This window comes from Neisseria blantyrii, assembly GCF_962747855.1.
GTDB lineage: Bacteria > Pseudomonadota > Gammaproteobacteria > Burkholderiales > Neisseriaceae > Neisseria > Neisseria viridiae.
This window is the reverse complement of record NZ_CAUIZY010000008.1, coordinates 22278-36536: the sequence shown is the minus strand read 5'-3', so window position 1 is coordinate 36536 and position 14259 is coordinate 22278. Positions and strand designations below refer to the sequence as shown.

Annotated in this window: 13 protein-coding genes and 1 tRNA gene; 3 read left to right on the top strand and 11 right to left on the bottom strand. The window is 55.9% G+C overall.

Annotated elements, in window-relative coordinates; translation table 11 throughout:
• Positions 1–11 precede the first annotated feature (11 nt).
• The 10 genes from lpxD to Q9J80_RS07655 form a co-directional block, all read right to left on the bottom strand.
• Positions 12–1055: a UDP-3-O-(3-hydroxymyristoyl)glucosamine N-acyltransferase gene (gene lpxD / locus Q9J80_RS07700; RefSeq protein ID WP_301673874.1), complete on the bottom strand. Its 1044-nt coding sequence runs from the start codon at positions 1053–1055 to the stop codon at positions 12–14.
• 32 nt (positions 1056–1087) lie between these two features.
• Entirely contained in the window at positions 1088–1588 is a 501-nt protein-coding gene (locus Q9J80_RS07695; RefSeq protein ID WP_301673875.1) for an OmpH/Skp family outer membrane protein, read from the bottom strand.
• A gap of 63 nt (positions 1589–1651) precedes the next feature.
• Complete coding sequence (gene bamA / locus Q9J80_RS07690) at positions 1652–4072, bottom strand: outer membrane protein assembly factor BamA (protein WP_304671533.1); 2421 nt, start codon at positions 4070–4072, stop codon at positions 1652–1654.
• Between the two features lie 56 nt (positions 4073–4128).
• A complete protein-coding gene (rseP, locus tag Q9J80_RS07685; protein WP_301673877.1) occupies positions 4129–5469 on the bottom strand; it encodes an RIP metalloprotease RseP in 1341 nt (446 codons plus the stop codon).
• A 34-nt stretch (positions 5470–5503) separates the two neighbouring features.
• Positions 5504–6739, bottom strand: coding sequence for a 1-deoxy-D-xylulose-5-phosphate reductoisomerase (ispC, locus tag Q9J80_RS07680; RefSeq protein WP_301673878.1), 1236 nt, complete (start codon positions 6737–6739; stop codon positions 5504–5506).
• A 4-nt stretch (positions 6740–6743) separates the two neighbouring features.
• Complete coding sequence (locus Q9J80_RS07675; RefSeq protein ID WP_304672811.1) at positions 6744–7541, bottom strand: phosphatidate cytidylyltransferase; 798 nt, start codon at positions 7539–7541, stop codon at positions 6744–6746.
• Positions 7542–7543: 2 nt separating this feature from the next.
• A complete protein-coding gene (uppS, locus tag Q9J80_RS07670) occupies positions 7544–8290 on the bottom strand; it encodes an undecaprenyl pyrophosphate synthase (RefSeq protein ID WP_304674167.1) in 747 nt (248 codons plus the stop codon).
• Between the two features lie 55 nt (positions 8291–8345).
• Positions 8346–8903 (bottom strand): ribosome recycling factor, encoded by a 558-nt coding sequence (frr, locus tag Q9J80_RS07665; RefSeq protein ID WP_304674166.1) that lies wholly within the window; start codon positions 8901–8903, stop codon positions 8346–8348.
• A 180-nt stretch (positions 8904–9083) separates the two neighbouring features.
• The gene (locus Q9J80_RS07660; protein WP_304674165.1) at positions 9084–10211 is read right to left on the bottom strand and encodes an FUSC family protein; all 1128 of its coding nucleotides are present in this window, start codon (positions 10209–10211) and stop codon (positions 9084–9086) included.
• Positions 10212–10284: 73 nt separating this feature from the next.
• Positions 10285–10360, bottom strand: a tRNA-Thr gene (locus Q9J80_RS07655).
• Between the two features lie 258 nt (positions 10361–10618).
• Between Q9J80_RS07655 and Q9J80_RS07650 the strand changes: the two genes are divergently transcribed.
• From Q9J80_RS07650 to Q9J80_RS07640, 3 genes are all read left to right on the top strand, one after another.
• Complete coding sequence (locus tag Q9J80_RS07650) at positions 10619–11104, top strand: hypothetical protein (RefSeq protein ID WP_304674164.1); 486 nt, start codon at positions 10619–10621, stop codon at positions 11102–11104.
• 96 nt (positions 11105–11200) lie between these two features.
• Positions 11201–11824: a 16S rRNA (guanine(527)-N(7))-methyltransferase RsmG gene (gene rsmG, locus Q9J80_RS07645; RefSeq protein ID WP_301673882.1), complete on the top strand. Its 624-nt coding sequence runs from the start codon at positions 11201–11203 to the stop codon at positions 11822–11824.
• A 98-nt stretch (positions 11825–11922) separates the two neighbouring features.
• A complete protein-coding gene (locus tag Q9J80_RS07640) occupies positions 11923–12696 on the top strand; it encodes a ParA family protein (RefSeq protein ID WP_301673883.1) in 774 nt (257 codons plus the stop codon).
• A 958-nt stretch (positions 12697–13654) separates the two neighbouring features.
• On the opposite strand, the gene rnhB is transcribed toward Q9J80_RS07640, so the two are convergent.
• Positions 13655–14239, bottom strand: coding sequence for a ribonuclease HII (gene rnhB, locus Q9J80_RS07635; RefSeq protein WP_301673884.1), 585 nt, complete (start codon positions 14237–14239; stop codon positions 13655–13657).
• Positions 14240–14259: the final 20 nt, after the last annotated feature.

Below are 14259 nucleotides of genomic sequence, written 5' to 3'. Positions count from 1 at the left end.
TCGGTTTGGATTTATTGCGTGTCTTTGCCGTCTGAAAGCTGCTGTTCCAGCGTTTTGAGGCGTTTGTTCATTTCGCTTAAGCGGTGGATGTAAACGGCGTTGCGCGCCCATTCTTTATGCTCGGACATCGGGAAGATGCCGGCGAGGTGTTTGCCGCTTTCGGTAATGCTGTGGGTGACGGACGTGCCGCCGCCGATGGTGGTTTTGTCGGCGATTTCGATGTGTCCGACCGTGCCGACGCCGCCGCCGATGATGCAGTAGCTGCCTATGGTTACGCTGCCTGAGATGCCGGTTTTGGCGGCGATGACGGTGTGCGAACCGATTTTGCAGTTGTGTCCGATTTGGACTTGGTTGTCGATTTTGGTGCCGTTGCCGACGGTGGTGTCGCTCATCGCGCCCCGGTCGATGTTGGTGTTCGAACCGATTTCTACGTCGTCGCCCAGCGTTACCGCGCCGGTTTGCGGGATTTTAAACCACGAGTCGCCGGCGAAGGCGAGTCCGAAGCCGTCCGCGCCGATGACCGCGCCGCTGTGGATTTCGACGCGTCTGCCCAGTGTGCAGCCGTAATAAACGACGGCGTTGGGGTGCATGACGACTTCGTCGCCCAGTTTGCAATCGTGTTGGACGACGGCGTTTGCCAAGATGCGGCAGCCTTCGCCGAGTACGGTGTTCGCGCCGATGTAGGCGTTCGCGCCGATTTCGCAGCTTGCGGGAACGGTTGCGCCCGGTTCGACGACGGCGGTCGGATGGATGCCGCCGCGCGCTTTGACGATGGGTGAAAACAGGCGCGCGACTTTGGCGAAATAGAGATAGGGATCGTCGGCGACAATCAGGTTGCGCCCTTCAAATCCGTCTGCCGCTTTGGCGGAAACGATGACCGCGCCCGCGCTGCTGTCGTGGACTTCGGCTTTGTATTTCGGATTGGCGAGGAAGCTGATGTGTTCCGCCTGCGCGTCTGCGAGCGGGCGCACGGCGGTAACGGAAATGTCCTCGCCGCGCCATTCGCCGCCGAGCTGCGCGGTGATTTGGGACAGGGTGTAGGTGGCCGGAATCATGGTTTTCCTGTTCGGTATGCCGTCTGAAAGGGTCAGCGGGCGTTCATTTCTTTAATGACGCTGTCGGTAACGTCGTATTGGGTGTTGACGTAAATCACGTCCTGCAAAATGACATCGTAACCTTCCTGTTTGGCGATTTTGACGATGACGCGGTTGGCGTTTTGCTGGAGGGAGGCAAACTCTTCGTTGCGGCGGAGGTTGTAGTCTTCTTCAAACTGCGCCTGTTTTTTGCGGAACGCTGCGACCAGCCCGCGCCATTTTTCTTCGGCTTGCACCTTTTTTGCGTCTTTGAGTTTGCCTTCGGCAAGCTGCCTTTCCAAATCCAGGCCTTCGCGTTGCAGTTTTTGCAATTCGTCCTGGCGGGCGGAAAATTCGCCGTCCAGCGTTTTTTGGATGTCGCGCGCCTGCTTGGATTCGAGGTAGATGCGTTCGGTGTTGATAAAGCCGATTTTTTGGAAGGTGTCGGCGTGCGCGCCTGCGGTGCAGCACAAACCGATCAGGGCGGCGGCAAGCGCGCGGGTCAGACGGGTCATGGTAAAACTCCTTCGGATGTTGCCGCAAATGCCGTCTGAAGCCTTCAGACGGCATTTGCGGGATTAGAACGTCGTGCCGAGTTGGAATTGGAAGCGTTGGATTTCGTCTTCCGTTTTTTTCTTCAGCGGGTAGGCGTAGCTGAATTTCATCGGGCCCAAAGGCGAGAGCCAGGTAACCGCGCCGCCGGCGGAATAGCGCAATTCGTTGGCGAAGGTCGATTTGTGGATATTGCCGGGGCCGTAAACGTTTTGAACCCTGCCGCCGGTCGTGCCGGCAGTGCCGGTGCCGCCGGTTGTGGAACTGCTGTTGTCGTCGTAGGTTTTGCCGTCCCACACGCTGCCTGCGTCGGCAAACAGGCTCAGGCGGACGGTGCGCGCGTCTTTCGCGCCCGGCATCGGGAAGAGCAGCTCGGCGGAGACGTTGGCTTTTTTGTTGCCGCCGTAGCTGATTTTTTCGCCGTATTCGTCATACACTTTCGGGCCGAGCGTGCCGCTTTCGTAGCCGCGCACCGAGCCCAGTCCGCCGCCGTAGAAGTTTTCAAAGAAGGGGATTTCTTTGGTTTTGCCGTAGCCGCCGGCATAGCCGATTTCGCCGCCCAGCATCAGTGTGAAGGTTTTGCTTAAGGGGAAGAACCAGGTTTGGTTGTGGGTGGCGGAGTAGTATTGCAGTTTGCTGCCGGGCAGGGCGATTTCGGCGTTCACGCCCGTCAGGTAGCCGCGCGTCGGCCATAACGCGCTGTCGGTCTTGTTGCGCCCCCAGCCGACGGTGCCTTTGTACAGCCAACCTTTGAAGCTGCCGTTTGCACCGTCGGTTTTGCCGTATTGTTTGATAAAGTCGGCATAGCGTTTGGGGGCTTTGTTATAGGTGTTGACGGCAAGGTGTTCTGCCGCCAGCCCGAAATTGACGCGGTCGTATTCGGTAACGGGGATGCCCGTCCGCACCCCGCCGCCTATGGTGGTGGTTTTATATTGTTTCACGCCGGAGGAGGATTTGCGCGGGTCGAAGGCTTTTCCGTAAACATCGTAGCCCAGGCTGACCCCGTCTGCCGTGAAGTACGGGTCGGTAAACGACAGCGAGCCGTTAAGCGTGGTTTTGCTCCTGGAGGCGCGCAGGGCAGCCGACTTGCCCGTACCGAACAGGTTGTCTTGGGAAATGCCTGCGGACATGACCAAACCGGTATCCTGCACCCAGCCCGCGCTCAAGTCGAGCGAGCCGGTGGAGCGTTCGGTCAGACTCATGTTCAAATCGACTTTGTCGGGCGTGCCGGCAAGCGGGACGGCGTCAAACTGGACATTGTCGAAGTAGCCTAAAAGCTCGACGCGCTCTTTGGAGCGTTGCAGCTTGGAAGTGTCGTAAGGCGCGGATTCCATTTGGCGCAATTCGCGGCGCACAACTTCGTCGCGGGTTTTGTTGTTGCCGGTGATGTGTATTTCGTTGACGTAGATTTTCCGGCCCGGTTCGATGTGCAGGACGAAATCGACGGTTTTGGTTTCGGCGTTCGGCAGCGGCTGTACGCTGATTTCGCTGTATGCGTAGCCTGCCGAGCCCATGCGGTTCTGAATCTCACCCAAAACGGCGGTCATCTGCTGGCGTTCGTACCATTTGCCGGGTTTCATGGTCAACAGTTTTTCCAATTCGGTTTTGGGTACTTCGTTGGTATCACCTTCAATGGAGACTTTGCCCCAGCGGAAACGTTCGCCTTCGTGGACGGTAATTTTGATGGTCTGCTTGGTTTTGTCTTCGTTGGTTTGGATGTCGGTATCGAGGATACGGAAGTCGAAATAGCCGTTGTTCTGGTAGAAGTCGGTTACTTTTTCCATGTCTTGGGCAAATTTCTGCTCGTTGAATTGGTTGCTTCGTGTCAGCCAGGTCCAAATGCCGCCTTCGGTCAGGGACATCTGCCGCATCAGTTTGCGGTCGGAATAGACTTGGTTGCCTTCAAATTCGATATCGGTGATTTTGGCGGATTTGCCCTCGTCAATCGTGATGTCGATGTCGACGCGGTTGCGGGCGAGTTTGGTTACTTTGGGTGTGATTTGGATATTGAGTTTGCCGCGTCCGAGGTATTCTTCTTTCAGTCCGGCAACTGCCTGGTTGAGTGTCGCCTGATTAAAGTATTGAGACTGCGCCAGCCCGAACGATTCGAGGTTTTTCTTGATGGCGTCGTTTTGCAGCATTTTTGCGCCGGTGATGTTGAGCGAGCCGATGGTGGGGCGTTCGATGACGGTCAGCAGGAGCTGCCCGTCCGCAGTTTCGACGCGCACGTCGTCGAAAAAGCCGGTGGCGTACAGGCTTTTGATGATGGCACTGCCGTGTGTGTCGTTGTAGGTGTCGCCGACTTTGACGGGCAGGTAGTTGAATACGGTGCTCGGCTCGGTACGCTGCAAGCCTTCGACACGGATGTCTTGGATGGTGAAGTCGGCAAATGCCAAAGGCGATATGCCCAATATCATCAGTGCGGAAGCAATCTGTTTCAGTTTCATCGTAAGTTCCTTGTGGTGCGGAATGCGGTTTCAGACGGCATTCCGAAACGTAAAATCTAACCGAGCAGCCGGGTAACGTCGTTGAAGAAGGCGACCGCCATCATCAGCATCATGAGGGCAAGCCCGAAGCGCAAACCGATGTTTTGGACGCGTTCGCCCAAAGGTTTGCCGCGTATCCATTCGGCAGTATAAAACACGAGGTGCCCGCCGTCCAAAACGGGGACGGGCAGCAGGTTCAGCACGCCGAGGCTGATGCTGACCAACGCTAAAAATTCCAAATAACTTTGCAAGCCGAGTTCGGCGGACTGTCCGGCAATATCGGCAATGGTCAGCGGTCCGGAAATATGGCTGACGGAGGCGTTGCCGCTGATTAGTTTGCCGAAAAATTTGAGGGTTGTCCACGAGTGGGAAACGGTTTTTTCCCAACCCATGCCGAATGCGCGGACAACAGACGGACGGTAGCTGCGGCGGATTTGCGCGTCCCACGCCCTATCCGGCTGCGGACGGAGGCCGACGCGCCCGATCAGGGTGTGGTCGGGCTGTTCGACAGTATCGGGGCGGATGTCGGCAGTACGCGCCTGCCCGTCGCGTTCGTAGGTTAAGGCAATTTTCCTGCCCGGGCTTTGGCGGGTAAGGCTTGCCCATTCTTGCCATGAGGTAATGGGTTTGCCGTCGGCGGCAGTCAGTTTGTCGCCTGTTTTCAAGCCTGCTTTGTCGGCAGGGCTGCCTTTTTCTACTCCGCCGATAACGGTAGTGATTTTAAATGGCATCAGGCCGATGTAGCCTTGGTTTTTCGCAATTTTACCTGCTTCTTCCGTGCCTGCGGCATCGATGGTGCGGACGGTCTGCGCACCTGATGCCGTCTGAACAGCGACGGCGACTTTGCCTGCCTCAAGGTTGATGGCGATTTCGGTTTGCGCACTGCCCCAGTCTTGGACGGAAACGCCGTTGACGGATTGTATCCTGTCGCCGCTTTGGAAACCGGCGCGGGCGGCAATGGTGTCCGGTTCGACTGTGCCGACATAGGGGCGGATTTCGGTTACGCCGAAGGAAAAGCTCAGGCCATACAGCAAAACCGCCAGCGCGAGGTTGGTCAGCGGGCCTGCGGCGACGATGGCGATGCGTTTGGCGGGGTGTTGTTTGTCAAAAGCGTAGGGTAAATCGGCTTCTGATACTTCGCCTTCGCGCGTATCGACCATTTTGACGTAGCCGCCCAACGGAATCGGGGCGAGACACCATTCGGTCTCTCCGTATTTTTTGGTGAAAAACGGTTTGCCGAAGCCGACGGAAAAACGCAGCACTTTTACGCCGTATAATTTTGCAACGGCGTAGTGTCCGAATTCGTGCAGGCTGACCAAAATCAGGATGGCGAAGATAAAAGCTAGAAGGGTGTGCAAATGGTTTTCCTTTGATAACGGTGTTCGGACGGCATCAGCGCAGTGTGCCGATAAATGCCCGCGCCTGTGCGCGTGTCCGGGCATCTTGCGCCAAGAGCCCCCCTATATCGCCTATGCCGTCTGAAAAGTCTTGTGCGAGGCAGTGGGCGACGGTTTTGGCAATGTCGGTAAACTTAATCTGTCCGTCCAAAAAGGCGGCGACGGCGGCTTCGTTGGCGGCGTTCAATACGCAGGGCGCGGCTCTGCCTGCGTTCATGGCTTCATAGGCGAGCTTCAGGCAGGGGAAGCGGTCAAAGTCGGGCTTTTGGAAAGTCAGTGCGGACAATGCGTCGAAATCAAGGTCGCCGACACCCGAATCAATGCGCTCGGGCAAGCCCAAACAATAAGCGATGGGCGTACGCATATCGGGATTGCCCAGTTGCGCCAGCACGGAGCCGTCGCGGTAGCGCACCATGCTGTGTATCACGGACTGCGGATGGATGACGACTTCGAGCTTGTCGGGCGGACAGTTGAACAGCCAATGCGCTTCAATCAGCTCCAAACCTTTGTTCATCATGGTGGCGGAATCGACGGAGATTTTGCGCCCCATACGCCAATTGGGGTGTTTGACCGCCTGCTCGGGCGTAATGCTGTCGAACGTGCCTAAATCGGTCGTTAAAAACGGGCCGCCGGAAGCGGTCAGGATAATCGAACGGATGCCGTGTTCGTTCAGACGGCCTGTGTAATCGCGCGGCAAAACTTGGAAAATGGCGTTGTGTTCGCTGTCGACGGGCAACACTGCCGCGCCGTTTGCGCGGGCGGTTTCCATAAACAACGCACCGGAAACCACCAGCGTCTCTTTGTTTGCCAGATAAATGGTTTTGCCTTTTTGCGCGGCGGCAAGCGCGGAAGGCAGCCCCGCCGCCCCGACGATGGCGCACATGACACCGCCGACTTCATTGGCAGACGCAACATCGACCAATGCCTGCGCGCCGTGTAAAACCTGCGTCGCCGTGCCGTCGTGTTTCAACAGGGCTTCAAGCCGGGCGGCGTGTTCTGCATCGGCAACGACGGCATATTCGGGGCGGAACGTTTGACATTGAGCCGCCAGTTTCTCGACCTGCTTATGCCCTGCCAGCGCGAATACGCGGAATTTTTCGGGGTGGCGGGAGACAACGTCCAGCGTGCTTTCGCCTATGCTGCCGGTACTGCCTAATATGGTCAGGACTTGTGGTGTCATAATGAGGATAACTTTATACCGTATGCCGTCTGAAGCGTTTTCAGACGGCATAGAATCAATTTAAAACCGACATCATCGCCGCATAAACGCTGATAACGGCAATCAGGCTGTCGGTGCGGTCGAACACGCCGCCGTGTCCGGGCAGCAGGTTGCTGCTGTCTTTGATGCCTGCCGCGCGCTTGAGCCAGCTTTCCAACAGGTCGCCGCATACGCTGACAACGGTCAGCACCAAACCGATTAACACGGTATCGAACCAGCCTGTATCGAATGCCAGCCAGCCGGCACTTCGTACGGCAGTCATGTACACTGCCACGCAAACCGCACCGCCGATTGCGCCTTCCCAGCTTTTGCCAGGGCTGATTGCCGGTGCGATTTTGTGTTTACCGAACGCCTTGCCGCAGAAATATGCGCAAACATCGGCAACCCAGACCAGGCCCATGACGGCGAGCAGCGGCAGGGCATCATCGGGATGCGGGCGCAGGGATACGAGCGCGAACCAAAACGGCATGACCAGAAGCCAGCCGACGGCATAAACCTGCCAACCGCCGTTGAGCCTCCATTTGAATCTCAACCATAAAGGCATGATGGCGAGCCAAAATGCCAAAACAACATACCAAACCAAATTAGGCGGCATCCAGCCGCCCGCATAGGCAACCACGCCGAAAACCAAGGTTGCGGCGAGGTAATGGTTGGTTTTGATTTTGCACAAACCGCCCATACGGGCATATTCCCACAAGGCAATCAGGGCAATCAGCCCGCAAAATGCAGCCCACAACCATTGCGGCGCGTAAAACAGCATGCCCAGCATCAGCGGCAGCAGCCACATAGCGGTTATTACCCGTTGTTTCAGCATATTCAGTTCCTTTGCTGTTCGATAGGCAGTTGCTCGGAGGTGCGTCCGAACCGCCGTTCGCGTTTTTGGAACGAAGCGACGGCATCGTCCAAAGCCTTGCCGTCAAAATCGGGCCACAAAATATCGGTGAAATACAGTTCGGCATAAGCCATTTGCCAGAGCAGGAAATTGCTGATGCGCGTTTCGCCGCCGGTGCGGATGAACAAATCCGGTTCCGGTGCATCGCCCAGCATCAAGTGTTTCGCCAGCGTGTCTTCCGTAATCTCGGATACGCCTTCGGCAATCAGTTTGTTTGCCGCCTGCAAAATGTCCCAACGTCCGCCGTAATCGGCGGCAATGCTCAGGGTCAGGCCGGTATTGCCCGCCGTCAACGCCTCCGCTTCTTCGATGCCCTTCAGGATTTGACGGCTGAAGCGTTCGCGGCTGCCCAATATCTTCAGGCGCATATTGTTTTCGTGCAGGCGGCGCACCTGCTTTTGCAAAGCCTGTAAAAACAGCCCCATCAGGAACGAAACTTCGTCTTCGGGGCGGCGCCAGTTTTCGGTTGAAAAGGCAAACACGGTCAGATATTGCACACCCAGTTTGGCGCAATGCTTCACCATATTTTCCAATGCGTCCAAACCGCGTTTGTGTCCCATTATGCGCGGGAGGAAACGTTTTTTCGCCCAACGGCCGTTGCCGTCCATAATCACGGCGATATGCTTGGGGATGGCGGTGTGTTCTAAAACGGCCTGCGTGCTGCTTTTCATGTCTGCCTTTCGCGGTTCGGCGTTCAAATGCCGTCTGAACGCCGAACCGTGCAGGTTAAATTGCCATCAAATCTTCTTCTTTGGCAGTCAGGAGTTTGTCGGCTTCGGTAATGTATTTGTCGGTCAGTTTTTGAACCACTTCTTCGCCGCGACGTGCCTCGTCTTCGGAAATTTCTTTGTCTTTAAGGAGTTTTTTGATGTGGTCGTTGGCATCGCGACGCACGTTGCGGATGGAGACGCGGCCTTCTTCCGCTTCGCCGCGCACGACTTTAATCAGGTCTTTGCGGCGTTCTTCGGTCAGCATGGGCATAGGCACGCGGATCAGGTCGCCGACCGCTGCCGGGTTCAGTCCCAAGTTTGAATCGCGGATGGCTTTCTCGACTTTGGCCGCCATATTGCTTTCAAACGGTTTCACGCCGATGGTGCGCGCGTCCAGAAGCGTTACGTTGGCAACCTGGCTGACGGGGACCATGCTGCCCCAGTATTCGACTTCCACTTGGTCGAGCAGACCGGTATGCGCGCGGCCGGTACGCACTTTCGCCAGATTTTCTTTCAGTACTTCGACCGAACGCTGCATCTTGCTTTCGGCTGTTTTTTGAATATCGTTGATCATATTGTTCTTTCGGTAAGATAAGGTAAGCGGGCAGCCGTCTGAAACGCGCTTCAAACTTTTCAGACGGCATGAAAACTGTTAACTGCGAATAGTACCGTTATTCGGGCATGACGACAAGGTAGGCGGATTGGGGATGCCGTCTGAAGCGGCAGGCGTTTCAGACGGCATCGTGTTTGACCGTCAACTGTGTTCCCGTGTTTCAAGCAGGCTTTGGCGCAGGTGTTGGCGTTCGTGGGCATCCAGCCATTTGCGGCGGGTGCGTTGCAGCAGGATGACGAGGGCGGAAATTTCCTGACGCATATTGGTGCTGAGCCAGAGGAAGCCCTGCCATTGGTAGTGGAGGTGCTCGGCGAGGGCTTCCAGTTCGGGGTTGATGGCGGTGTCGATGCGGATGCGGCGGGCGTGTCTGCCGTTGATAAGGGCGACGGTTTGTTGCAGGTCGGTTTGGAGCAGTGTGAAGTGGCGGTCGAGCAGCCGGATTTCGCTGCCGTTGAGTTTGGGAGATTGCAGCTTGGCGGCGGTGGTCAGGAGCAGCTCGGTGGTGTTGACGATTTTGCGGTGGGCGTGCTGCATGGCTTCCATCATGGCGGGGCTGATGCGGCTTTCGCCCGATGTGGCGGCGAGGTGGCTGCGGCTTTTGACCATGCGTGCGTTGATTTGGCGCATTTTCGCCATGTTCTCTTCGAGGCGTTCGCGGGTCATGCGCCTGCCGTTGCTGATTTCGGCAATCATTTTGCTGCAGTCGGTCAGGTTGTCGGCAAGCATGAAACGCCACATCAGTGTGGATTTCAGCGGCAGCAGTTTGGCGGCGGCAATGGCGATGGCCGCGCCGATGAGGACGTTCATGGCGCGCATGAGTCCGCTGTCGAGCCATTCGCTGCCGTTGTCGCCGATGAGCATGCACATCGTCAGCCCCGCCAGCATGGGGACGTAACCGTTTTTGCCGACCGCCGCCCAACCGGCCAGTGCGCTTGCCGTGCCGACGGTAAGGTAGAAGAGGAGGTTGTCGTGGAAATAATGCTGGTTCAGCCATAAAACACCCAAACCCGCGCCCAGTCCGATGACCGTGCCGAGCATACGTTCCACCGCCTTGGAGTAAATCGCCCCTTGAAACTGGAGCATGCCGAGGACGACGAAGACGGTCATGCCTATCCATTCGCCGTGTTGGAGATGGAGCAGCCGGGCGAATGCGGTGGCGAACAGGACGGCCCCGCCGAGCCGCACGGCGTGTATGAGGCGGCGGTGGCGGTAGCGTTCGTAGGAGTTGAGCCAGCGGCTGACGAGGCGGTTGCGTTGCGAGGAGTTCATATCGGTTGCCGTCTGAAGCGGAAATGTGAAAAAGCACAGGCTTCCCGGGGTAGGGAGGGTCTGTGCTTGGTATTGGTGCCGGAGAAGGGAATCGAACCCCCGACCTTCGCGTTACGAATGCGCTGCTCTACCGACTGAGCTACACCGGCTTTTTTCGTTATGATATATATGAACGGTTGTTTGTGCAACTTTTCGGGCGGGCGGCAAGGCAGTGCGCGGTATAGTGGATTAACAAAAACCAGTACAGCGTTGCCTTGCCTTAGCTCAAAGAGAACGATTCTCTAAGGTGCTGAAGCACCAAGTGAATCGGTTCCGTACTATCTGTACTGTCTGCGGCTTCGTCGCCTTATCCTGATTTTTGTTAATCCACTATATAATTCGGTCTGTTTCGGAAGAGGGGGACGGCGATGTTTGTGAACGAGAAATATCCTTATGCGGCTTTGTTTGCGGGATTGGTGTTTTTGACGCTGCCGTTCGCACTGTCGGTGCATGATGCCTTGGCATTTGTGTTCGGACGGACGGGGCTGCTGGTGTCGGTGTCGGACGGCGGATTCGGCTGGCGAGGAGGCTGGGACGGCGTGGTGTGGTTTGTGTATGGCGTGTTTGCGTTTTTGAACCTGGTCGTGTCGGCGGGCCTGACGAAACTGGCGTACAAAAAGATGATGCGGCGGCATTCGCGTTACGCGCTGTTCCTGTCGGGCGTGGCGGCTTGCGCGGCGGCGGCAGTGGCTTGGATTTTCGAACTGTTGTTGGGCAGTGCCGCCTTGGGCGGGCTGCGCGGGGAGGCGGTGTTGGAATATGCGTTTGCCGTGTGGCTGGTGTCTATGCTGACGCTGCCCAAACGCTTGACGCGCGCGCCGGTGCAGCCGGTGGTGTTTCACAGAAAAAAATAGGTTGGAACGGGAAATGCCGTCTGAAACGCCGATACGCGGTTTCAGACGGCATGTTTTTCCGTTAACATTACGCCTGAACATGGACAGGATAGGGATATGGAACGCAAAGAACGCCTGCGTGCAGGCATTGCCGCGATGGGGCTGGATATTTCGGAAACGGCACAGGACAGGCTTTTGGCCTATGTGGATTTGTTGAAAAAGTGGAACAAAACCTACAATCTGACCGCCCTGCGCGACGAGGAAAAAATGATTGTCCATCATCTTTTGGACAGCCTGACGCTGCTGCCCCATATCGAGGGTGTGCAGACGATGCTGGATGTCGGTTCGGGCGGCGGACAACCCGGCATTCCGGCAGCAGTGTGCCGTCCGGATGTGCAGATAACCCTTTTGGATGCGAATACGAAGAAAACAGCTTTTTTACAGCAGGCGGTTATCGAGTTGGGATTGGACAATGTGCGCGTGGTGTCGGGGCGCGTGGAGGCGGTTTCGGACGTGCGTGCCGATGTGGTTACCAGCCGTGCGTTTGCAGAACTGGCGGATTTTGTGTCTTGGACGGCGCATCTGTTGAAAGACTGCGGCTACTGGGCGGCGATGAAGGGCGTGTATCCGCAGGAAGAAATTGACCGCCTGCCGCAGGATGTGTGCGTCGAAAAAGTCCAAAGGCTCGACGTGCCGGGCTTGGATGCGGAACGCCATATCGTTATCCTGAGCAAGCGTTGAGCGCGCTTCAGACGACATGAATACCTTTTTTGTGCGGATAAAGGTAAAATTCCGCACTGTTTTTCTTTTTTCAACATCAGACGGGACACGGGCGGGACATGAGTGTGAACATCCTTGCCATCGCCAATCAGAAGGGCGGTGTGGGCAAAACGACGACGACGGTAAATTTGGCGGCTTCGCTGGCATCGCGCGGCAAACGCGTGCTGGTGGTCGATTTGGATCCGCAGGGTAATGCGACGACGGGCAGCGGTATCGACAAGGCGAGTTTGCAGTCCGGCGTTTATCAGGTCTTATTGGGCGATGCGGACGTGAAATCGGCGGCGGTACGCAGCAAAGAGGGCGGATACGCTGTGTTGGGTGCGAACCGCGCGCTGGCCGGCGCGGAAATCGAGCTGGTGCAGGAAATCGCCCGGGAAGTGCGTTTGAAAAACGCGCTCAAGGCAGTGGCGGAAGATTACGACTTTATCCTGATAGACTGCCCGCCTTCGCTGACGCTTTTGACGCTTAACGGGCTGGTGGCGGCGGGCGGCGTGATTGTGCCGATGTTGTGCGAATATTACGCGCTGGAAGGGATTTCCGATTTGATTGCGACCGTGCGCAAAATCCGTCAGGCGGTCAATCCCGATTTGGACATCACGGGCATCGTGCGTACGATGTACGACAGCCGCAGCAGGCTGGTTGCCGAAGTCAGCGAACAGTTGCGCAGCCATTTCGGGGATTTGCTTTTTGAAACCGTCATCCCGCGCAATATCCGCCTTGCGGAAGCGCCGAGCCACGGTATGCCGGTGATGGCTTACGACGCGCAGGCAAAGGGTACCAAGGCGTATCTTGCCTTGGCGGACGAGCTGGCGGCGAGGGAGTCGGGGAAATAGGTCAATCTAAATCGGGCTGCCCGTGCCTTTATGCTGTTTGGCCGGGTGCGTTAATATGGCGGATTAAAATAAAAATACTTATATCGTCATTTATAGTGGATTAACAAAAACCAGTACGGCGTTGCCTCGCCTTAGCTCAAAGAGAACGATTCTCTAAGGTGCTGAAGCACCAAGTGAATCGGTTCCGTACTATTTGTACTGTCTGTGGCTTCGTCGCCTTGTCCTGATTTTTGTTAATCCACTATATCGTCATTCCCGCAAAAACAAAAAATCAAAACAGAAAACTGAAATATCGTCATTCCCGCGCAGGCGGGAATCTAGGTCTGTCGGTACGGAAACTTATCGGGAAAAACGGTTTTTCCAACCCTGAGACTCCGGATTCCTGTTTTCGGCGGGAATCCGGTTTTTTGAGTTTCAGTCATTTTTGATAAATTCTTGCAGCTTTGAGTTTCTAGATTCCCGCTTTTGCGGGAATGACGAAATTTCAGTTTTTGATTTTTTGTTTTTGTGGGAATGACGGTTTGGAAGTTTCCCGAAATTCAAAAAAAAAACGGAAACCGGACGGACTGGATTCCCGTTTTCACGGGAATGACGGATTTTAGGTTTTTTTTTGATTTTCTATTTTTCTCGGGAATGACGGTTGGGAAGTTACCTGAAATTCAAAAAAAAACGGAAACCGGATGGATTGGATTCCCGTCTGCTCGGGAATGACGGATTTTAGGTTTCTTTTTTGATTTTCTGTTTTTCGCGGGAATGGCGGTTGGGAAGTTACCTGAAATTCAAAAAAAAAAAACGGAAACCGGACGGATTGGATTCCCGTCTGCTCGGGAATGACGGATTTTAGGTTTCTTTTTTGATTTTCTGTTTTTCGCAGGAATGACGGTTTGGGTTCTTTCTCTTTGAAGTTGCGATGCTGGAAATGCCGTCTGAAGGCTTCAGACGGCATTTTTGTGCCGGTTTAAAACAAGGCCTGTTGCGCGAGCAGGTTTCTGACGGGGGCGAAGTCGCGGCGGTGTTCAGGCAGCACACCGTATTGTTTGAGGGCTTCCAAATGCTGCTTCGTGCCGTAACCTTTGTGTTTGTCAAAACCGTATTGGGGATGGCGTTGCGCCAGTGCGTACATTTCCGCATCGCGTGCGGTTTTTGCCAAAACGGATGCGGCGGATATTTCGATGATTTTGCTGTCGCCTTTGACGACGGCTTCGGCGGGGATGTTCAAATGTTCGGGAATGCGGTTGCCGTCGATGAATATTTTTTCGGGATGCACAGCCAAACCGTCAACGGCGCGTTTCATGGCGAGCATGGTGGCGTGCAGGATGTTGAGGCTGGCGATTTCTTCGGGCGAGGCGGCGGCGACGTGCCACGCAACCGCCTGATTTCTTATCATTTCGGCAAGCGCGTCGCGTTTTTTCTCGCTGAGTTTTTTGGAGTCGGTCAGTCCGGGCAGGTCGAATGTTTCGGGAAGGATGACGGCGGCGGCAAAAACGCTGCCGACTAAAGGTCCGCGTCCTGCCTCGTCCACGCCGGCGGTCAGTATGTGCATGATGTTTCCTGTCGGGATGG

Excerpts from the sequence above, each read along its gene's own strand:
- lpxD (WP_301673874.1), bottom strand. The coding sequence starts at position 1,055 with ATGATTCCGGCCACCTACACCCTGTCCCAAATCACCGCGCAGCTCGGC.
- Q9J80_RS07695 (WP_301673875.1), bottom strand. The coding sequence starts at position 1,588 with ATGACCCGTCTGACCCGCGCGCTTGCCGCCGCCCTGATCGGTTTGTGC.
- bamA (WP_304671533.1), bottom strand. The coding sequence starts at position 4,072 with ATGAAACTGAAACAGATTGCTTCCGCACTGATGATATTGGGCATATCG.
- ispC (WP_301673878.1), bottom strand. The coding sequence starts at position 6,739 with ATGCCGTCTGAAAACGCTTCAGACGGCATACGGTATAAAGTTATCCTC.
- Q9J80_RS07675 (WP_304672811.1), bottom strand. The coding sequence starts at position 7,541 with ATGCTGAAACAACGGGTAATAACCGCTATGTGGCTGCTGCCGCTGATG.
- uppS (WP_304674167.1), bottom strand. The coding sequence starts at position 8,290 with ATGAAAAGCAGCACGCAGGCCGTTTTAGAACACACCGCCATCCCCAAG.
- frr (WP_304674166.1), bottom strand. The coding sequence starts at position 8,903 with ATGATCAACGATATTCAAAAAACAGCCGAAAGCAAGATGCAGCGTTCG.
- Q9J80_RS07660 (WP_304674165.1), bottom strand. The coding sequence starts at position 10,211 with ATGAACTCCTCGCAACGCAACCGCCTCGTCAGCCGCTGGCTCAACTCC.
- Q9J80_RS07650 (WP_304674164.1), top strand. The coding sequence starts at position 10,619 with ATGTTTGTGAACGAGAAATATCCTTATGCGGCTTTGTTTGCGGGATTG.
- rsmG (WP_301673882.1), top strand. The coding sequence starts at position 11,201 with ATGGAACGCAAAGAACGCCTGCGTGCAGGCATTGCCGCGATGGGGCTG.
- Q9J80_RS07640 (WP_301673883.1), top strand. The coding sequence starts at position 11,923 with ATGAGTGTGAACATCCTTGCCATCGCCAATCAGAAGGGCGGTGTGGGC.
- rnhB (WP_301673884.1), bottom strand. The coding sequence starts at position 14,239 with ATGCACATACTGACCGCCGGCGTGGACGAGGCAGGACGCGGACCTTTA.